This window comes from Methylocystis sp., from assembly GCF_046349115.1.
Classification (GTDB): Bacteria; Pseudomonadota; Alphaproteobacteria; order Rhizobiales; family Beijerinckiaceae; genus Methylocystis.
Map to the genome: position 1 here is coordinate 71,625 of NZ_JAXMCX010000005.1, position 19,255 is coordinate 90,879.

Below are 19,255 nucleotides of genomic sequence, written 5' to 3' on the forward strand. Positions count from 1 at the left end.
AGCGCCGTAACAAGGAAGGCGTTGCATCAGTCGATTTGGCGCCATACTTAGGTAGTGCAACGGGTGGAGTCGGCCGTGGCCAAGAACACGTCCATTGTTATCGGCGATCATCTCACCGCTTTTGTTGAAAGCCAGGTCGCCGAAGGGCGTTACGGATCGGCAAGCGACGTCGTTCGCGCCGGCTTGCGGTTGCTCGAAGCGCAGGAGACTCGATTGGCCGCGCTGCGCGCTGCGCTGATCGAAGGCGAGGAAAGCGGCGCCGCGACGCCGTTCGACGTGGAGGCTTTCATCGCGCGTAAGCGAGCCGAAGCCGTTAGAGGATGAGCCTCTACGCGCTTACGCCGCGTGCACAAACGGACCTCGAAGACATCTGGAATTACACAGTCGCGCATTGGGGCGACGATCAGGCGGAAAAATACCTTCGCCAGATCGTGGCGGCGATGGCTTATGTCGCCGCCGATCCGGAACGCGGTCGCGCGTGCGATGAGATTCGCGCCGGCTACCGGAAATGCGCAGTCGGCGTTCACGTGGTGTTTTATCGGAATGCGCAAAAAGGCGTCGAAATTATCCGCATTCTGCATCAACGCATGGATTTTCAACGTCATCTTTGAGAGTTGACGACGGTCTCGTTTTTCGTGGCGTTCGCCAGCGCCTCCCGCAACGCCTTTAAATCCTCTGGCAGTTCGCTTTCGAACTGCAGTTCTTCGCCGGTGGCGGGATGTCTAAAGCCGAGCGTCGCGGCGTGCAGCGCCTGTCGAGGCAAGCTCTCGACCACTTCGCGCGCATTCTCCGAAACCTTCGCGACCTTCGTCTTGAATCCCGCGCCATAGGTTTTGTCGCCGATCAGCGGGTGGCCGATATGGGCCATATGCACGCGGATCTGATGGGTGCGGCCGGTCTCGAGTTGACAGCGCAAGAGCGAGGCGACGCCATAGTCTTCGACCTTCTCCCAATGGGTGATCGCCTCACGGCCGCGCGCTGGCGGCACGACCGCCATCTTCTCGCGCTGGGTCGCATGGCGTCCGAGCGGCGCATCAACCACTCCATGCGCGCGTTCGGGAACGCCCCAGACGAAGGCGAGATATTCGCGCGTCAGGGACAGCGTGCGGCCATGGTCGGCGAAGAGGCGCGACAATCCATGATGCGCCGCGTCGGTCTTGGCGACGACGAGCAGCCCGCTCGTATCCTTGTCGATGCGATGCACGATGCCGGGCTTCTTCACCCCGCCGACGCCGGAAAGACTGTCGCCGCAATGGGCGATCAGCGCATTGACCAGCGTGCCGCTCTCATGCGCGCTCGCCGGATGCACGACGAGCCCTGCGGGCTTGTCGATGACGAGAAGATGGGCGTCCTCGAAGACTACGTCGAGCGCGATATCCTCGCCCTTCGGCTCGGCCGGCGCCGGCGGCGGCACAAGAAGCGCGACCTTGTCGCCCGGCGCGAGCTTCTTCGCCGGATCGGGCGCCACAACATCGGAGATCGTCGCGCGCCCTTCCTCGATCAGCGTCTTGATGCGGCTGCGCGAGAGATGCGCCGCGACAATTTCCGGTTGTTCGGCGAGAAAGCGATCGAGCCGGACGCCGCCGTGCTGCGGCGCCGCGAGGAATTCGAAGCGCTCGGCGGATGCGTCAATATGAGGCAGAGCCTTGACCGTCATTGAGCTTTTTTTCCGCGCGCTGGCGCGCGCATGATAAGAGGGCTGCGGAAACGCAGGCGTGGCGCGAGCGAAGGCGCGAACCTTCGCCAATCTGCGCATTGAATGACGCGCCGAGGGGAGGCCCTTCCATTAGCGACGCCGAGGCTCCGTTCTGCGCCGTGATTGGCGCGGGCCCCGCCGGACTTTTCGCCGCCGACGCGCTCGCGCGCGCCGGGGCGCGCGTCGTCATCTATGAGCACAAAGCGAGCCCGGCGCGCAAATTTCTGATGGCGGGGCGGGGCGGCCTCAACATTACCCACAGCGAAAGCCTGGAACGCTTCATCTCGCGCTATGGCGCGGCCGCCACGCGCCTCGCGCCGCTCGTGCGCGCTTGGCCGCCGCAGGCGCTGCGCGACTTTTGCGCCGAGCTTGGCGAAACCACCTTTGTTGGCTCCAGCGGACGGGTTTTTCCCGCAAGCTTCAAGGCCTCGCCGCTTTTGCGCGCCTGGCTCGCCCGGCTGTCGCGGTTCGGAGTCGCGATCGCCACAAGGCACGCCTTCATGGGCTTCGCCGAATCCGGCGCTTTGCGCATGTTGGGGCCGGAAGGCGAATTCCTCCGCACATTCGACGCGCTGGTGCTGGCGCTCGGCGGCGCCTCCTGGCCGCGTCTCGGCTCCGACGGCGCCTGGGCGGCTCGGCTCGGCGCGCAAGGCGTGCGGGTCACGCCGCTCGCCGCCGCCAATTGCGGCGCGTTGATCGACTGGAGCGCGATCTTTCGCAGCGATTTCGAAGGCGCGCCGATCAAGACGACGCTGCTGCGCCATGGCGCGTCGTCGGCGCGCGGCGACATCGTCGTCACCCGCGGCGGACTGGAGGGCGGTCCGGTTTACGCGCTCTCCTCGCAATTGCGCGCGGCGACGCAAAAATACGGTGAGACGACGCTGACGATCGATCTGCGTCCCGACACGACGCTGGAGTGTCTCACGCGTAAGCTCTCGCGCCGTCCGCAGAAACAGTCGCACGCGAATTTTTTGCGCAAGGCGGGATTCTCGAAGGTCGAGATCGGCCTGATGCGCGAATCGCGCCGGAGCGGCTTGCCGCGCGACGCCGAAACGCTCGCCGCGCTGATCAAGAACGTTCCGCTGACCGTGACGGGGGTAGCCGGTCTCGAGCGCGCCATCTCGACCGCCGGCGGCGTCTCCTTCGACGAACTCGACGACGCGTTGATGCTCAAGAAACTGCCGGGCGTCTTCGTCGCCGGCGAGATGCTCGACTATGACGCGCCGACGGGCGGCTATTTGTTGCAGGCGGCCTTCGCCACCGGGCTCGCCGCCGGACGCGGCGCCGCCCGCTATCTTGGGCTGACGCCGGATCAACTCGGCGCGCCGCTAGAGCAGGATCAGGCGGGCTTGTCGCCGCGCCAGTCGCCAAACGGACGCGCGCCGGAGTCATCGAACAAATATATCCTGTAGACTTCCGGCTCGCCGCCCTCCATCCCCGGCGACCCGGCCGGCATGCCGGGCGCGGCGAGGCCAATCGCCTTCGGCCGCTCCTGTAAAAGCCGCGCGACGGCCTGCGGAGGGACATGGCCTTCGACGACATAGCCGTCGATCTCCGCGGTATGACAGGAGGCGAGCCGCTCAGGCACGCCGAGGCGTTTTTTCACCGCCTGCATATCGGCTTCGACGATCTCCTCGACGACATAGCCGGCATCGCGCAGGCGCGCCGTCCACGCGCCGCAGCAGCCGCAGGTCGGGCTCTTATGCACGACGGCCTTCGTCGCAGCTTCCGCGCGCAGCCACCCCGACAAAAGCGCGATCGTCCCTGTCGCGACGGCGAATATGAGCGCCTGACGGCGGGTGTTTTGTTCCATCGGCATCTGCTCCTTTGCGTCATTCATCATATAGTCCCGCGCCGGGCCTTGCGCATTCCCCTTTCACGCCAAGGCGCATATGCTCGCCGCCATGCTGCCTTCGCGCTTCTGGACTGAACTCTCGCTGCGGGACATGCGCGCGCATGACATGTCGCGCGTCATCGCCGTTCTGCCGGTCGCGGCGGTGGAACAGCATGGGCCGCATCTACCGCTCGGCGTCGACGCGATGATCATGGAAGGCTGCATCGAGCGCGTCGCCGTCCGGCTGCCTGCGGACCTCGAAGCCGTCTTCCTGCCGATCCAGAGCGTCGGCGTCTCAACCGAGCATCGCGACTTTCCCGGCACGCTGAGCCTGACCAATGAGACGGCGTCGCGTCTGCTCGTCGAGACCGCGGAAGGCGTGCTGCGCGCGGGCGTGACGAAGCTCGCGCTGCTCAATTCGCATGGCGGCAATTCGGCGCTTGTTTCGCAGACGGCGCTAGAATTGCGCGCCCGTTTCGGCGTCTTGGCGGTCGTCGCCTCCTGGGCGCGCTTTGGCTATCCCGATGGGCTGTTCTCGGAGACCGAACTGCGTCACGGCATTCATGGCGGCGAGATCGAAACCTCGCTCATGCTCGCTTTCCGGCCGGAGCTCGTCGACATGGCGCGGGCAAAAAACTTTCCGCCGGCGACGCTCGATTTCGAGCGCGACTTCGCCTGGCTGCGCGCCGATCGTCCCGCCGGCTTTGGCTGGATGGCGCAAGACCTTTCGCCAGCCGGCGCGATGGGCGACGCCTCGAAAGCCAGCGCCGAGAAGGGCGAAGCGGTGGCGGATTACTGGGCGACGGCCTTCATCGAATTGCTGCGCGACGTCGAGGCCTTCGATCTTACGCGGCTCAAGAGCCTCGATGATTGATAAGGCCACGCCATGAGATAACTGAATCGGCGAGCCAGGAGGCTCGCGGTCCAAGCGGCGTGTCCTGGACCGCGAGCCTCCAGGCTTGCATGGTTGCGAACAAGTCGGAGTTGGCGCGCTTAATTCGCCGCGCCGACTAAGCCGCCGGCGCCGTCCAGGGATAGGTCCAGGTCTCGGTGAGCGTGCGGCCGTTCGCGCGCAGAAACAGGCGAAGATCGGCGGTCTGGCCGGGCTTCACGGACACGTCGAACAAAGCGCGCAGCCCGCCGATATGCGGGTTCGCGGTGACGCTTGCGCGCAGCAGGCGACCGGTATTGGTCGTCGCCACCGCTTCGACCTGACTGGGATCGGCGACATAATAGCCGAGATCGCCGCCGGCGAAATCGACCAGGAACCGACGCGACTCGGGGTCGAAGGGTTCAGTCGAGCCGAGCGCCCGCGCCGGCGCTTCGAACGTATTGACGACGACGCCATTGGGCGCGAGCCGCGGCATATCCAGTCCCGCCGTGACTCGATAGGCATAGACGAAGGGCGCGCCGGGCTCTGGCGGTTTTGCCGGAATCCAGCTCGCGACGATATTGTCGTTGGTTTCGTCGCGCGTCGGCAATTCGATCAGCTCGACGCGGCCATCGCCCCAGTCGCCGATCGGCTCGACGAAATAGCTGGGGCGGTTTTCATAGGCGAGGTCGAGGTCCTGATAGGATTCGAAGGTGCGGTCGCGCTGCAGCAGGCCGAAGCCGCGGTTGTTGGCGTCGAGAAATGTCGAAATCCGTTCGCGGGGCGGATTGCCGAGAGGACGCCAAATCCATTCGTCCGCGCCAGTGTGAATGAGAAGCCCGTCGGAGTCGTGCAATTCGGTTCGAAAGCCGTCGCGCATGCGCCGGTCGTTTTCGCCAGTCAGATACATCGACGTAAGCGGCGCGAGTCCGAGCTTGGCGCCCGACCGGCGCGTAAACAGCGTCGACTGGATTTCCAGCGTGGTTTCCTGTCCGGCGAAAAGATCGAATTTGAAGGCGCCCGTGGCGGCGTCGCCGTCGAGCAAGGCGTAAAGCGTCGCGTGATTACTGCCTTTCTCCGGCGTTTCGATCCAAAACTCCCTAAAGAACGGAAAGCTCTCGCGATCGGCGCCGGCGTCGACGCAAAGCGCCCGGGCGGACAATCCATAATTCTGGTCGCGGCCGAGAAAGCGAAAATAGCTCGCGCCGAGGAAAGAGATCACCTCATCGTGGACATGTGGGTCGTTGACCGGAAAATGCAGGCGGAAGCCGGCGAAGCCGGTGTTCACCGGCGGCGGCTTTTCGATCTTCAAACGGCCGTAGTCGAACAGCGCCGGCGAATAGGGAATGGGCGTCGCGATGCCGTCGCGAATCGTGTTCACCGTCACCGGGCGACGATAGAGAAACCCAAGATGGAAGGTTTCCAGACGGTAGCCGCCGTCGGCGCCGGCGAAGACATCATGGTCGCGCCGGAAGCGAATCTCCCGCCAGGCGTCGAAATCCAGCGCGTCGAACGGGTCGGGCAGGCGCGCTGGTATGGCGTTGTCAAAGGGCGCAAGCGCAAGATCGCGCGCGCGCTGCACCACGTTCTCGAAGCCGAATCGCGGCGAGGGCGCGACATTGGCGGCCTGCGCCGAACCTGTGAGCGCATAATGCGCGCCGATTGCAGAGAGCGCCCCGCCAAATTGGCGCCGCGTTAATCGCCTCATTCCCGCATCCGAGCCAGGGTTTTCCGATCCCTTTGGTGACTATCCGCCTGCTGCTCTAGCTCTATCGATTCGGAAGCGCAAGAAGCGGGCGCCTTGGGGCGTGGCGATATGGCCGCTTTGCACGACGGGCTGAAAAAATAATCGCGCGTCGCAAAAACCGCTTGTAACCGCAGCAAAAGCGCGTATTTAAGTCCTTGCCCAAATCGCACGTGCCTGTGGTCGTGTGTCGGTGGGCGGGGATCCGGACAAGAGGCCGGTCAACCGCCAGCATAGAACCGGCAGCCGGAGGCGAACCGGCGAACTCCGTCTCTGCGGAGGATCGCGACTTAAAGCAACGACGGACCGGGCTTTTTCGTCTCTGTCGACTCTCCAAAGGTCGGCTTACCGAAGAGGCTTGTCTTTCTTGCCGGGCGTGCGGATGGGGATTCTCCCCTTCCAATCGATGGCTGTCCTAGCGGAAGCGTGCGCGCTCATGCGCGCATTAATACGCATCGGTCAGTCAACGGCGCATCAACCGGCCGTTTGAGCGTTCGCGCTCGCACGGCCTTGGACCGCCGAAACCAACGTTCGTCGCGTTTCCATCGCGCGCGGGCGAACGGAGCGGCGCGTCCGTTGACGCTCAAACGATCGCGCGCGGCGCGCCGCGCAAGGGGGCCACAGATGACCGACCGCATTCTCGAATTCCTCGCCGACCGCCGACGCAACGGCCGCGACAATGGGCCGTGCCTCGTCGTCGACCTCGACGTGGTTCGCGACAACTATCTTGGATTCGCCAAGGCGCTGCCGGATACGCGCGTCTTCTATGCGGTGAAGGCCAATCCGGCGCCGGAAGTGCTCTCGCTGCTGGCCTCGCTCGGCTCGTGCTTCGACACGGCTTCGGTGGTCGAGATCGAGCAGACGCTCGCCGCCGGCGCGACGCCGGATCGAATCAGCTTCGGCAACACGATCAAGAAGGAGCGCGATGTCGCGCGCGCCTATGCGCTGGGCGTTCGGCTGTTCGCCGTCGACTGCGAGGCGGAAGTCGAGAAGATCGCCCGCGCCGCGCCGGGCTCAAAGGTGTTCTGCCGCATTCTCTGCGACGGCTCCGGCGCCGAATGGCCGCTGTCGCGCAAATTCGGCTGCGTCCCCGAAATGGCGACGGGCGTGCTGGAACATGCGCATCGTCTCGGGCTCAACGCCTATGGCGTGTCGTTCCATGTCGGCTCGCAGCAGACCAATCCGCGCATGTGGGACGGCGCGCTGGCGTCGGCGGCCGAAATTTTCCGCGACCTCGCGGAGTGCGGAATCAATCTGCAGATGGTCAATCTCGGCGGCGGTTTCCCAACGAAATACTTAAAGAACGTGCCGGCGGTGAAGCAATATGGCCATGCGATCTTCCGCGCGCTGTCGAAGCATTTCGGCAACCGCATTCCCGAAACGATCATCGAGCCGGGCCGCGGCATGGTTGGCAACGCCGGGCTGATCGAAGCCGAAGTCGTGCTGATCTCGAAGAAGTCGGCGCAGGACAGCGAAATCCGCTGGGTCTATCTCGACATCGGCAAGTTCAACGGACTCGCCGAGACCACCGACGAGATGATCCGCTATCCGATTCGCACGCCAGCGGATGGCGCGCCGACGACACCTTGCGTGATCGCCGGCCCGAGCTGCGACAGCGTCGACGTGCTTTACGAGAAGCAGCCCTATCAGCTGCCGATCTCGCTCGAAATCGGCGCCAAGGTGCTGATCGAGGGAACCGGAGCCTATACGACCACCTATTCGGCGGTGGGCTTTAATGGTTTCCCGCCGCTCGAGACTCATGTGATCTGAGTCGGCTCTGCGCGTCGCGCAGCACTTGCGTCATGGCCGGGCTTGTCCCGGCCATCCACGCCGAGAGATTGCGGAATTCAGCTCGGGAAGAGGGAAGTCTCCGCTTTCCTTCGAGCACGCCGCATCGTCGTCGCGTGGATGCCCGCGACAAGCGCGGGCATGACGGCAAACAACGGGAATTTGTTTTCCCAATCTATCCAGTCCCGTTCGGCGGGCGCGTGATGCGCCACGCGCGAGGGTCGCTTGTCCTTCTTTAAGGGAGGAAAAGATGGCCTTTCTTGCTCACCACGACTTTGACGCTGGACCGCGCGCCGCGAGGCGCGCTTCTTCGGCCATGTCCCATGCGCGCCTGGAGGCGCGCGGTCCATTTGCGCTCGCCGAAGAAACGCCCGCCGATGTCGCGGCGCGCGAAGCGCTGCTCGATTCGGCCTTCGGTCCGGCGCGGTTTCTCAAAACCTGTCAGCGGCTGCGCGACGGATCGGCGCCGGCGCCGGGGCTCGCGCTTGTCGCGATTGACGAAGATGGCGCGCTGATCGGCACGCTTCGGCTGTGGCCGATACTCGCCGGCGGACGCGACGCGCTGCTGCTTGGTCCGCTCGCCGTCGCGGCGGATTATCGCTCGCTGGGGATCGGCCGGGCGCTGATCGACGAATCGCTTGTTCGCGCCGCCGAATTCGGCCATCGCGCTGTCCTGCTGGTCGGAGATGCTTCTTACTATGCGCGCTTTGGATTCGAGCGGCGCTTTACCGAGCGGCTGACGATGCCGGGCCCGGTCGAGCGCGCGCGCTTTCTGGGACTGGAGCTGGTCGCGGGGGGGCTCGAAGGCGCGCGCGGGCGGATCATCCCCGCCGCCGCGCCTGCATTCGACCTGCCGCAGGCGGCATAAGCCTTACCAATAGGCAAGCACGCCGCTCGCCAGCGGATAGGACAGCGCCGCGCCGAGCGCGACGCCGGCGGCGACGTCGCTTGGATAGTGATGCGCGGTGGCGATTCGCGACCAGGCCATCGACGCCAGGAGAACGCCCGCCGACAGCGTCGCCGACGGCCAGGCAATGACGATCGGCGCGAGCACGCCGGTCAGCGTCATCGCATGGCCGCTGGGGAATGAATGGTCATCGAGCGTGCGCAGCAGCGAGGGCAGTCGCGGATCGGTATGGAAGGGCCGCTTGCGTCCGAACCGCCGCTTGATGAGCGGATAGAGCATATGCAAGAGCGCCGCGTTCAGACCCGCGAGGGCCGCGACATGCGTTCCCTGCCAGCCAAGGCCGATGAGCACGATCGGCGCGAGGATGAGATAGATCCAGCCGTTGCCGAGCTTGCTGATCGCGACCGCGAGGAATTTGCCGAGCGCCGAACGCGCCGTTCGCGAGAAGAGATGAACCGCCGCGAGGTCAAGTTCGACGAGGCGCTGACCCCATGTGGCGGCGGCGAGTGTTTGCGGCTCCGACGACGCGTCTCGCGTCAGCTTCGCCAGCTGGTCCGATGTGAACGCCATGACGCAAGGCTACGCGACGGACGCTGCGGTTTCGCGACGCGGAGGCTGCGTTTCGATGACGGTAGGATAGAGCTTGTGTGACGCTTATGCGATGTTTTGGTGACGGCGCTAAGCGGGCGCGTGTTTGGCGAAGGCGTTGCGAAAGACCGCGTCGAAGGCCTCAGCGTTGACGTTGACCCTTTCAATCTCCGCGCCATCTTCGGCGACGCCGGAGAAGCGATATTGTGGGTCCGAGAACTCGAAACCTTCGTCGTCTTCGGCGCTTTCATAAGGCAGCGCGATTTCGACCATCAAATGCCGTTTCAATGACACCGCGCGGCCGACCACCGCGTCGATGCGCTCATCGTCATCGCTGAAATAACCGTCGAGGACGATCATACAGATGTCGGCGTTTGTCGCTTCATCCTCCAGCCATTGCAGCGCGGCTTCGACGCTCTCGGCGACATTGATCTTGCCCGCGTCGGTGACGACGAACTGCTGGGGCCGGTCGACGCCGGCCTCGGACCGCGCCACGCCGAAGGGCGTCAGCATATGTCCGCGCGCCAGCGTGGTGACGGCCTTGGCGAAGGCCTCGCCGGCCAAAGCGGCGATGGCGTCGTTCGGAGTGGGTTCGGCGTCAAGGCTCATGAGTTTCTTCTCTGAGCGACCGGCCTATTCAGAATCAATAGGTCGAAGCTGGCTTCTTCCAAAATGTCACAATGCTCTCGTCGCCTCGCGCAGCCATTTGCGCGTCTTGGCGTCGACGAGCGGCGACAGCGTCTTGCGCACTTGCGCGTGATAGGCGTTGAGCCAATCGATTTCCTCCGGCGCCAGCAATGTCGGCTCGACGCAATTCAGATCGAAAGGCGCCAGCGTGATCGTCTCGAAGCCGTACATCTCGCGCTCGGCGCCCTTGATCTCGCGCTTCTCGACAATCACAAGATTTTCGAGCCTGATGCCATAGTCGCCGGCGCGGTAATAGCCGGGTTCGTTCGAGAGAATCATGCCCGGCTGCAGCGGCGTCGTCCCGAGCTTGGAGATGCGCTGCGGCCCTTCATGCACGGAAAGATAGGCGCCGACGCCATGCCCCGTGCCATGATCGAAGTCGAGTCCCGCCTCCCATAACGCGCGACGCGCGAAGGCATCTAACTGCGCGCCCGAAACGCCTTTTGGAAACACGGCGCGGGCGATCGCGATATGACCCTTGAGCACGCGGGTGAAATGGTCGCGCAATTGTTTCGACGCCGGGCCGACGACCATTGTGCGCGTCACGTCGGTGGTGCCGTCGAGATATTGCGCGCCGGAATCGACGAGATAGACGCCGCGGCTGATTTTGAGATTGCTCTTCTCGGTGACGCGATAATGCGGGATCGCCGAATGTTCGCTAAAGGCGGAAATCGTCGGAAAGGAAATGTCGCGCAGATCGCCATTCTCGCGGCGGAAGGTTTCGAGCGCTTCCGCGGCGGAAATTTCGGTCAGCCCGCCTTTGGGCGCGGCTTCCGAAAACCAGGCGAGAAAGCGCGTCAGCGCCGCGCCGTCGCGAATATGCGCCGCGCGGGCCCCGGCGAGCTCCGCTTCATTCTTGATTGCCTTGGGCAGCGCCGCCGGATCGTCATTGACGCGCGGCTTGCCGCCCGCGGCGCGCAGGGCCTCGACGAGCTTCGCCGGCGCCGTCGCCGAATCGAAGAGAATCGTCGCGCCGCTCTTACCGGCCTCAACGAGATCGTCGATCAGCGCTTCGGGCGCTTTCAGCTTCAGGAATTTTTCAAGCGCAGCGCGGGTCTTCGGCGCGAGCTTCGCGTCGTCGATATAAAGCGTCGGCGCGCCTTCCTTCGGCAGCATGGCGAAGCACAGCGCGATCGGCGTATGCGCGACGTCGGCGCCGCGAATGTTGAAGGCCCAGCAAATCGCATGCGGATCGGACATCAGCGCGGCGTCGGCGTCGTTCAGCGCCGCGCGCAGCTTCCTGATTTTCGAATTGGCGCTCTCGCCGGCGTAACGCGCGGGATGGATGGTCACCGCGCCTTTCGGCTCTCCGGGACGATCGGTCCACAGCGCGTCGATCGGATTAATGTCGAGCGGGACGAGTTCGATCTTCTTTTCGGCGAGCGCCTTCGTAAAGCGCTCGATCTGGGCGCTGGCGTGCACCCATGGGTCATAGCCGATGCGCGCGCCGGGACGCGCATGATCGCCGAGCCATTTCGCCGGCGTCGTCTCGGCGATGTCGAGCGGCTTGAAGAGCTTTCCGTCGATCTCCCCGCGCACCTGGATCACATAGCGGCCGTCGACGAAAATCGCCGCCTGCTTCTCCAGCACGACGGCGAAGCCGGCCGAGCCGGTAAAGCCGGTGAGCCAAGCGAGCCGCTCGGCGCATCTGGGCACATATTCGTTCTGATGGGCGTCGGCGCGCGGCACGAGAAAGCCGTCGAGCGCTTGGCGCTTGAGTTCTGCGCGTAGGGCCTTTAGCCGCGCCGCGCTATCGCCGGGCGTGGCGTCGTCGACGAAAGTCTGAAATTTTGCTTCGAACATGCGCACAACCTATGCACGTCGCGCGCCAGGGGCAATGCTTCGCGTTTCAACTTTCCCCCTCCCCAACCCTCCCCCGCTTCGCGGGAGAGGGTTGGGGAGGGGGCGCTATCTGCGCCCGCCGCGCCGCAGAACCAGCGTCGCCCAGCCGTCGATGTCGCTCCGTTCGGCGAGGAAAAATCCCTGGGCGCGATAGGCGTCGAGCACGCCGCGCACGTCGCGCGCCAGCAATCCCGAGAGCACGAGCTCGGCGCCGGGCGCGGCGGCGCCGGCGATCTGCGGCGCGAGCAGGCGCAAAGGCTTCGCCAGAATATTGGCGAAGATCAGAGCGTATCGGCCTTGCAGCGCGGGGTGGCGCAGCCCCGTCGCGACGACCGGGCGAACATAGGGGCCGGCGCCATTGACGCTGGCGTTGGCGCGCGCCGTCGCGACAGCGATTGGGTCGATGTCACCGCAGGCGACGCGCTGACGGAAGATCAGCGCGCTGGCGATCGCCAGCACCCCGGTGCCGGTTCCGACATCGAGAATGCGCGCCGGGCGCCGGCGCTTGGCGATTCGATCGAGCGCCTTCAAGCAGCCGAGCGTGGTGCCGTGATGGCCGGTGCCGAAGGCGAGCGCCGCCTCGATTTCGACGCCGATGTCGTTGGCGCGCCGCCGGCCTCGGTCATGCGCGCCATGGACCAGCACCCGGCCGGCGCGCACCGGCGCGAGGCCGGCAAGCGCGTTCTCGACCCAATCCTGCTCGGCGATGGTCGAGAAGCGCGCGGACCGCGCGATTTCGGCGCCGGCGGCTGATTCGATCAGCGCCAGAATCAGCGCCTCGTCGGGGGCGTCGGCGAAATAGACCTCGACCGACCAGAGCGGCCCGCCGTCCAGTTCGAAGGCGGCGGCGGCGGTTTCGGTCGGATCGAATGTCTCGACGATCAGGTCGGCGACGGCGCGGGCGCGCTTTTCGTCGCAATCGAGGCGCAGCATATGGCTGGCGTTGTTGGGCGGCAGGCCTTCGAGCATCAGCGCGCTTAGCACGGGGGCGCCGCGCCCGTCACCTTTCGCCGGACGCGCCCCACCTATATTGTCGCGTCAGCGGCGGCATTTTGAACTGAAGGCGCGAATGACCGAAAGACTGTCGATCTGTCTCATCGGCCCCAAGAATGGCGGCAAGTCGTCGCTGCTCGCCTCGCTCGTCGATTGCGTCGCGCAGAGCGCCTTCGGCTATTCGCCGCGTCTGCGCCCGGCGCTGCAGCCAGTCACCGAAACCGAATTCTACGCCGAGAGCGCCGAGCCGAAGAAGGCCGATCTGCTCACGGTCGAACAGGGCGACTATGAGCGGCTGCGAGGGGAATTCACCGAGGGCGGGGTCGCGACCGACACGCTCGACACTTATGAATATCGTTTCCGCCTGACGGTGAATGGCGAGGCGCCGCCTGCGGTCGTGCTGCGCGGACCCTGGCTGCTAGAGATTATCGACTCGGCGGGCGAGATCGCGGTGCCGCCGGACGGCGCCGAAGTCGCGATTTTGAACGACGTCAAGGCGAAGCTCGCGAAGCAAATGCTCGATTCGGAGGCGATCGTCATCGTTCTGCCGCTGGTGCGGTTAGAGGATTCCGGCTGGTCCGGCAATCTCTCGCGGCTGATCGACCGGCTGGCGCTCGCGCCGGAAAAGAAGCTGAAGCGACTCGTCGTGGTCTTCTCGCAATATGAGCGGCTGTTCGCGCGGCTCGGGCCGAGCGCCTTCACCTACGCCTGCGATCCCGCGGTGGCGCTGCATGTGTTGCGCAAATCGCTGCGCGGCGCGCAATGGCTCGATCGGCTGCGCGCCCTGGAGACGCCGACCGGCGGCGTCTCGGTGCGCTTTACGGTGTGCTCGGCCTATGGCTTCGTGAAGCGCTTTCAAAACCCCAATCTTGATCCGCATCAGCCCGGCGAGCGGCGGTTTCGCCGCGCCGGCCTCGAAGGCGCCCGCGCCTATAATGAATATTGGCGGCCGTTTCTCACCGCCGAGCCGTTTCTTTACGCGGCGCTCGGCCACGACAGCGCCTTCACCTTCTCCTACGCGCAGCTCGACGCGCGCCAGGAGGAGATCGCGTGAATCGAATGTCGTCAATTTTTGCTTAAGGCTCTGCGCATAGGGTGATCGCCGGCTTTCCCCGCGAAAGGACAAGCGATGCGCCAGGCGCCGATCGGCGACGACACGGCCGAAATTTCTCTCGAACGGCTGCATTACGGCAAGCTCGCCTCCGGCGCGTCGCTGAGCGTTCCGGCGGCGGCGGGCTATGGCGTGACCTTGCGCAGCCGCAATCTGCTTTCGTCCGACGACCGGCTGCTGTCGCCGCCGCGGCTGATGGCGCTTCGCCGTTTCGAACCCGACCTCGTCGATCCGGTCCTGAGCCGGCGCGGCGCCCTTCTCGCGCGCGTTTCGCCGGAGCCGGATTCGCGCCGCGCGATCTTCTTGCGCGCCCGGTTCCGTCCCGAGGACGGCGAGGGCGGCCATGGGCGGCTCTATCAGCAGAGCGCCATATGGAGCGTCGCCGCTTCCGACTGGCGGCGACATCCGGCGGCGTTGCTGGCCATGGCGGGGTCCGAACTCGAGGCGCTGCCGGACCTCGCGAGCGAAGCCGAGCAAATCCGCTTCAGCGCCGAGCCGGCGCGCTATCTCGTGCGCCAGCTCGATCCGCAGGATGTCTGGGGCGCGCTTGAGGACGCGCTGGAAAAGTCGAGCTGGGCGGCGCCTGTTCTCGAATTTCTCGCGCGCGGCGCCGAAACTGGGGAAGACGCGACGCTGACTTTCGGCGCCGACCATTTCGCGAGCGAGGCGGCGTTTCTTCGGGCCGTCGGACTGGCGCTGCAATTCCTGCCCGCGAGCTATCCGCGCTGGCGCGAGATCAGCGTCGTCTCCGGCTTACGGCACGAATCGCAGGGCCTTTGCCTGCGCTACCTGCCGTCGCTTCGCGCGGCCGCGCGGACCACCGCCGCCGCCTGATGTTACGCTGACGGACGCCTGTCGATCGGCGCCGGCTCGGCGTTGAGATAGCGTTCCAGCGCGCCGCAGCGCCGGCGTGGAAGATGCGCGGCGCCGGCGTCGGCATAATAGGCGCGCGGACCATTCGCTGCGCCGTCGGCGCCGTAATGCATGGCGCGGGCGGCGCGCGGCTTCAGCGCCGAGAAGAGCCGCGCTTCGATCTGCGCGATCGTGACATTATCGACGAGATAGGCGCCCTTGCGGTCGACATGGGCGATTTCGTCGCGCACCAGCCGATTTAGGATGGCGACGACATTGTCATGCACATTCGGCGGCAGCGCCGAAATCGCTTCCGTCTCGGGCGCGATCTCGCTCATGTCGCCATGAACCGGACGGGCGGCGCGCAGGATCGCCTTCATCGCGCGCACGTCGGTCGGCTGGTCCTCGTCGTCGGACAGATCGATCGGCGCGGCGAACTGGCGCCGTTCGCGCGCGTCATAGCTGCGCTTAAAAATTTCCGACAGGAATTTCATGATGAACAGAAACGCGTCCTGCGCCATGGCGACGCAGATCGCCATGGTCGAATCCGGCGTGAAGCTCCAGAAGGCTTCGCGCGCCAGTTCGAATTTATTGCGCTCGGAACTATGCGTGCGCAGATAGGCGTCGCTTTTCTTCAACAGTGCGCGCACCTCGTCCTCCGAGAGGCCGGCGGCCTTGCCGGAGACGACGCAGGCGTCGATCAGCGTTTTCGCTTCATTAAAGCCATTGGCGGCGGCGGCCCGATCCGACGCCGGCGCGGCGCGGATTTTGGCGACGATCGCCGAAAGCTCGTCCCGCAGCCCGGTTTCGAGCCCGCATTTTTGGTCGAAGGCGGCGCGCGCGGCGAGGGTTTCGTCGCGCGCCGAGAGGAGATCGCGGGCTTCGCCCTGCGGCTCGCAGGAAAAGTCCTGCGGCACGCTTGCCGGCAGGGCGTTTGATTGGCGCGCCGCCGCGAAAATCGGTTCGCACAGCGGCTTCGCTTCGCGCACCGTGCGCCATCTCGGATCCATGCGCAGCTGGTCGCGCAGCGCGGAAAGATCGCGCACCGTCGCGTCGAGATCGAGCGCGGCTTCGCTTTTTGGCGTCGGCCGCGCCGAGGCGGCGCTCGCGGCCTCGGCCTTCTGTTTCAGCGTGATCGTTTGAGCTGCGAGCGCGTCGCGCCGCTTCACGGCGTTGGCGCGTTCATTGGTCGGGCCGGCGAGCGTCTGACGCAGCGCCGTGACGCGCTTCATGGCTTCCGCCGCCTTGTCGCGATGCCCGCGGCAGTTCGGTCCGCAGGATGCGCCCAAGCCGTCGAGACCGTGCTCGGCGTCGACGGCGAGCTGTTCTTCCTGGCGCACAGTGGCTGTCGCCGACGCCATCTCATCCTGTTTGGCTTTCACCACGGCGTCGAGTTCGGCGATGCTGCGTTCGAGCGCTTCGATCTCGCGCCTTGCGTCCTCGAGCTGGCGCATCGCCGCCTGGGCGCTTTCCATCTCCGCCGCCGCCTGGCTCGCGGCCTGCGCGATCACCGCCTGCTGCGCTTCCTGGCGCTTGCGAATCGAGTCGCGCAGCGCCGGCCCCGCCTGACGCGCGGTGTCGATGAGTCCGTCGATCGACGCGAGATATGTCTTGTAGCTTGGGGTCTCGGCGATGCGCGACGAGGCGGCGTCATAGGCGGCGGCGATTTCCTTTGTCGCCGGCAGGATCACTTCGGTCGCAAGCTCCATCGGCTGGATCTCGGCGACGATCTTGCGGGAAGAGAGCTTGAAAATATTGTTGTAGTAGAAGGTGAACGAGAAAAAGGCGGAGATCGAGAAGACGAAGACGAAGACCGCCGCCGTCACGGCGGTCTTGATGATTACACGTTCGCGCGCCATCCGCCGCCGGGCGATAAGCGCGGCGAGATCGACGCCGAGCGACCAGGACGTCGCCGCGAGCATGGTGAGGACCGCGGTCGTGGCGATCAGCGTGCCGGCGATGCCGATGACGTCGCCGGGCTCCTTTTGCATGATGTCGATCATGCCAGACGAGGTCGTATAGAAGACCCAGGCGAGGACCGGTAAAGCGGCAGCCATGCCAACCCGGCCGAGATTGAGATCGCCGCGCCACAGCCGGACGAGCGGCGACGCGAGCCCGTCGAAAAAACCATAGCCGCGTCGCGGCGTCGGCGAATCGGGCGCACGGGCCTGCTGCTGGGAGGCCGTCATCGCGCAGGCGCTCTTGAGGCTGGAACCGTCCGGCCGCGCATGTCCGCTCCCCTTGAGGAAATATCCATTGCCGAATCTGCAGGCGAATTGAGACGGATTTGCGCTCCGGCGCAAGGGCGCGGCGCTCATTACGCCGCCGCGAAAGCGTAGTCGCCTGGCGCGCGGCGGGGCGTCGGTCGGCCGCGAGATTCGAGCGCCCCAGCGCCGAGCTTTCCCTCGCTCGCTGATTCGTGCTAGAGCCCGAGTTTAACCGTCTGCGGCTGGGCCGTTCGGCCGCGACTCGCGCTGTCGGGCCTTGAACCCGTCAGAATTCCAAGGGGTCAGACGTGGCCATTCCGTTCCGCTACATAGCGAAAATCGGCGCATATCTCGTCAAGCAACAGCTTAAGGGCGTCAAGCGCTATCCGCTGGTGCTGATGATGGAGCCGCTGTTTCGCTGCAATCTCGCCTGCGCCGGCTGCGGCAAGATCGATTATCCGGATCACATTCTCAACAAGCGGCTGTCGGTCGAGGACGCGTTGCGCTCGGTCGATGAATGCGGCGCGCCGGTCGTCGTGCTCGCCGGCGGCGAGCCGCTCCTGCACAAGGACCTGCCGGAGATCGTCGAAGGGATCACCGCGCGCAAGAAATTCGCGATCGTCTGCACCAACGCCCTGCTGCTTGCAAAGAAGATCGACCTCTTCAAGCCGAGCCCCTATTTCACCTGGTCGATTCATCTCGACGGCGACAAAGAGATGCATGACCGCGCCGTCTGCCAGGACGGCGTCTATGATCGCGCCGTCGAGGCGATCAAGCTCGCCAAGTCGAAGGGCTTCCGCGTCACCACCAACAGCACTTTCTTCTCCGACGCCAATCCGGAGCGCGTCGCCAAGTTTCTGGACGCCACGATGACGCTCGGCGTCGACGGCATGACCGTTTCGCCCGGCTACGCCTATGAGCGCGCGCCGGATCAGACGCACTTCCTCAACCGCACGCGCACCAAGGAGCTGTTCCGCGCCATTTTGCGTCGCGGCAAGGGCGGCAAGGCATGGGACTTCACGCAGTCGGGGCTGTTTCTCAATTTTCTCGCCGGCAATGTCAGCTACCGCTGCACGCCCTGGGGCATGCCGCTGCGCACCGTGTTCGGCTGGCAGCGTCCCTGCTATTTGCTTGGCGAGGGCTATGTGCCGACCTTCAAACAGCTGATGGAGGAGACCAATTGGGACTCCTACGGCGTCGGCAATTACGAAAAATGCGCCGACTGCATGGTCCATTGTGGCTTTGAGGCCACCGCCGTCGCCGATTCGGTCCGCCGTCCCTGGCGGGCGGCCGCGGTCGCGCTCTTTGGCGTGCGCACTGAAGACCCGATGGCGCCGGATATTTCGCTCGAGAATCAGCGTCCGGCCGAATATGTCTTCGACGAGAATGTCGCCAAGCTCTCAGAGCTGCGCGAGCATGAGGCGCAGCAGCGGGCCGAGCAGAGGTCCACAGCGGCCTAGCGAGACGAAGGCGGCGCGCGAGTCGAGGCCGGCGCGGATCATGCCGCCAAGCTGATGCGGCCCGCGGATGAGTTCGCGCGCGACCCCCCAAGCATGGATGTCGCCTTCGGGCGTCAGCGCCTTGGCGACGAGCGGCGGCAGCGCCCGCGCCGCGGGATCGCTGATCGCGCGCAGCGCGACGAAGGGGACATTGCGGCTTCGCGCGAATTCTTCGGCGAGATGCGATTCCATATCGACGGCGACCGCTTGCGCATGCTCGCGCAGCGCCGCCTTGGCACCAGGGTGCATCGCCGGCGCGTCGACGCCGACGATGGCCCCGCGTGAGACGTTGCAGCCTGCGGCGCCAGCGCCCTTCGTCAGCGCCGACGAGAGACGCGAATGCGTATCGCGCCGGGCGTCTCCGGAAACGATGGCGTCCGCCACCACGACATGGCCGGGCCGCAGCGCATGGTCGAGGCCGCCGGCGAGTCCGAAGCTAACGACCGCGGAGAAGTCAGTCCCGTCAAGCGCGTCGAGTTGGCGCCGCAAGTGCGCCGCATCCGCGCCGCTGCACAGCGTCGTGACGCCTTCCCCCGCTGCACAAGCGGCTTCGCGCTTCATGCCGACGACGACGAGGATCGGCGCAAGGGCGTCGAGCCTGGCTGTCCTACTGCGGCTATGATCGCTCGCCATCGC

General features: G+C 65.4%; 18 protein-coding genes. 9 read left to right on the forward strand and 9 right to left on the reverse strand.

Annotated features, from left to right (window positions below):
- Positions 1 to 75: 75 nt before the first annotated feature.
- Entirely contained in the window at positions 76 to 324 is a 249-nt protein-coding gene (locus U1E20_RS13550; RefSeq protein WP_409981154.1) for a type II toxin-antitoxin system ParD family antitoxin, read from the forward strand.
- Entirely contained in the window at positions 321 to 611 is a 291-nt protein-coding gene (locus U1E20_RS13555; RefSeq protein WP_409981155.1) for a type II toxin-antitoxin system RelE/ParE family toxin, read from the forward strand. Before U1E20_RS13550 ends, U1E20_RS13555 begins: the two co-directional genes overlap by 4 nt.
- On the opposite strand, the gene U1E20_RS13560 is transcribed toward U1E20_RS13555, so the two are convergent.
- A complete protein-coding gene (locus U1E20_RS13560) occupies positions 602 to 1,657 on the reverse strand; it encodes an RluA family pseudouridine synthase (protein WP_409981156.1) in 1,056 nt (351 codons plus the stop codon). The two genes, U1E20_RS13555 and U1E20_RS13560, sit on opposite strands and share 10 nt — an antisense overlap.
- A 161-nt stretch (positions 1,658 to 1,818) precedes the next feature.
- Between U1E20_RS13560 and U1E20_RS13565 the strand changes: the two genes are divergently transcribed.
- A complete protein-coding gene (locus tag U1E20_RS13565) occupies positions 1,819 to 3,108 on the forward strand; it encodes a TIGR03862 family flavoprotein (protein ID WP_409981294.1) in 1,290 nt (429 codons plus the stop codon).
- On the opposite strand, the gene U1E20_RS13570 is transcribed toward U1E20_RS13565, so the two are convergent.
- Positions 3,036 to 3,515 (reverse strand): DUF411 domain-containing protein, encoded by a 480-nt coding sequence (locus tag U1E20_RS13570; RefSeq protein WP_409981157.1) that lies wholly within the window; start codon positions 3,513 to 3,515, stop codon positions 3,036 to 3,038. The two genes, U1E20_RS13565 and U1E20_RS13570, sit on opposite strands and share 73 nt — an antisense overlap.
- Positions 3,516 to 3,588: 73 nt before the next feature.
- Here U1E20_RS13570 and U1E20_RS13575 point away from each other — a divergent pair, with 73 nt between their 5' ends.
- Positions 3,589 to 4,404 carry a creatininase family protein gene (locus U1E20_RS13575; RefSeq protein WP_409981158.1) on the forward strand — a complete coding sequence of 272 codons (816 nt, stop codon included), beginning with the start codon at positions 3,589 to 3,591 and terminating at the stop codon, positions 4,402 to 4,404.
- Between the two features lie 136 nt (positions 4,405 to 4,540).
- Here U1E20_RS13575 and U1E20_RS13580 read toward each other — a convergent pair whose 3' ends face one another.
- A complete protein-coding gene (locus U1E20_RS13580; protein WP_409981159.1) occupies positions 4,541 to 6,109 on the reverse strand; it encodes a glucan biosynthesis protein in 1,569 nt (522 codons plus the stop codon).
- Between the two features lie 660 nt (positions 6,110 to 6,769).
- Between U1E20_RS13580 and U1E20_RS13585 the strand changes: the two genes are divergently transcribed.
- Entirely contained in the window at positions 6,770 to 7,915 is a 1,146-nt protein-coding gene (locus tag U1E20_RS13585) for a type III PLP-dependent enzyme (protein ID WP_409981160.1), read from the forward strand.
- A 268-nt stretch (positions 7,916 to 8,183) separates the two neighbouring features.
- The gene (locus U1E20_RS13590; protein ID WP_409981161.1) at positions 8,184 to 8,801 is read left to right on the forward strand and encodes a GNAT family N-acetyltransferase; all 618 of its coding nucleotides are present in this window, start codon (positions 8,184 to 8,186) and stop codon (positions 8,799 to 8,801) included.
- Between the two features lie 3 nt (positions 8,802 to 8,804).
- Here U1E20_RS13590 and U1E20_RS13595 read toward each other — a convergent pair whose 3' ends face one another.
- From U1E20_RS13595 to U1E20_RS13610, 4 genes are all read right to left on the reverse strand, one after another.
- Entirely contained in the window at positions 8,805 to 9,410 is a 606-nt protein-coding gene (locus tag U1E20_RS13595) for a phosphatase PAP2 family protein (protein WP_409981162.1), read from the reverse strand.
- Between the two features lie 108 nt (positions 9,411 to 9,518).
- Positions 9,519 to 10,037, reverse strand: a complete 519-nt coding sequence (locus U1E20_RS13600) for a hypothetical protein (RefSeq protein ID WP_409981163.1) — start codon at positions 10,035 to 10,037, stop codon at positions 9,519 to 9,521.
- A gap of 66 nt (positions 10,038 to 10,103) precedes the next feature.
- Complete coding sequence (locus tag U1E20_RS13605; RefSeq protein ID WP_409981164.1) at positions 10,104 to 11,918, reverse strand: aminopeptidase P family protein; 1,815 nt, start codon at positions 11,916 to 11,918, stop codon at positions 10,104 to 10,106.
- A 105-nt stretch (positions 11,919 to 12,023) separates the two neighbouring features.
- Positions 12,024 to 12,926, reverse strand: a complete 903-nt coding sequence (locus U1E20_RS13610; protein WP_409981295.1) for a 50S ribosomal protein L11 methyltransferase — start codon at positions 12,924 to 12,926, stop codon at positions 12,024 to 12,026.
- 100 nt (positions 12,927 to 13,026) lie between these two features.
- Between U1E20_RS13610 and U1E20_RS13615 the strand changes: the two genes are divergently transcribed.
- Positions 13,027 to 14,004, forward strand: coding sequence for a hypothetical protein (locus U1E20_RS13615; protein ID WP_409981165.1), 978 nt, complete (start codon positions 13,027 to 13,029; stop codon positions 14,002 to 14,004).
- A 75-nt stretch (positions 14,005 to 14,079) separates the two neighbouring features.
- Complete coding sequence (locus U1E20_RS13620) at positions 14,080 to 14,895, forward strand: hypothetical protein (protein ID WP_409981166.1); 816 nt, start codon at positions 14,080 to 14,082, stop codon at positions 14,893 to 14,895.
- Positions 14,896 to 14,897: 2 nt separating this feature from the next.
- Here the strand turns inward: U1E20_RS13620 and U1E20_RS13625 are convergent, their stop codons facing one another.
- Complete coding sequence (locus U1E20_RS13625) at positions 14,898 to 17,102, reverse strand: hypothetical protein (RefSeq protein ID WP_409981167.1); 2,205 nt, start codon at positions 17,100 to 17,102, stop codon at positions 14,898 to 14,900.
- 326 nt (positions 17,103 to 17,428) lie between these two features.
- Between U1E20_RS13625 and hpnH the strand changes: the two genes are divergently transcribed.
- Complete coding sequence (gene hpnH / locus U1E20_RS13630) at positions 17,429 to 18,580, forward strand: adenosyl-hopene transferase HpnH (RefSeq protein ID WP_409981168.1); 1,152 nt, start codon at positions 17,429 to 17,431, stop codon at positions 18,578 to 18,580.
- On the opposite strand, the gene U1E20_RS13635 is transcribed toward hpnH, so the two are convergent.
- The gene (locus U1E20_RS13635) at positions 18,521 to 19,252 is read right to left on the reverse strand and encodes a phosphorylase (RefSeq protein WP_409981169.1); all 732 of its coding nucleotides are present in this window, start codon (positions 19,250 to 19,252) and stop codon (positions 18,521 to 18,523) included. The genes hpnH and U1E20_RS13635 overlap by 60 nt on opposite strands.
- Positions 19,253 to 19,255 lie beyond the last annotated feature (3 nt).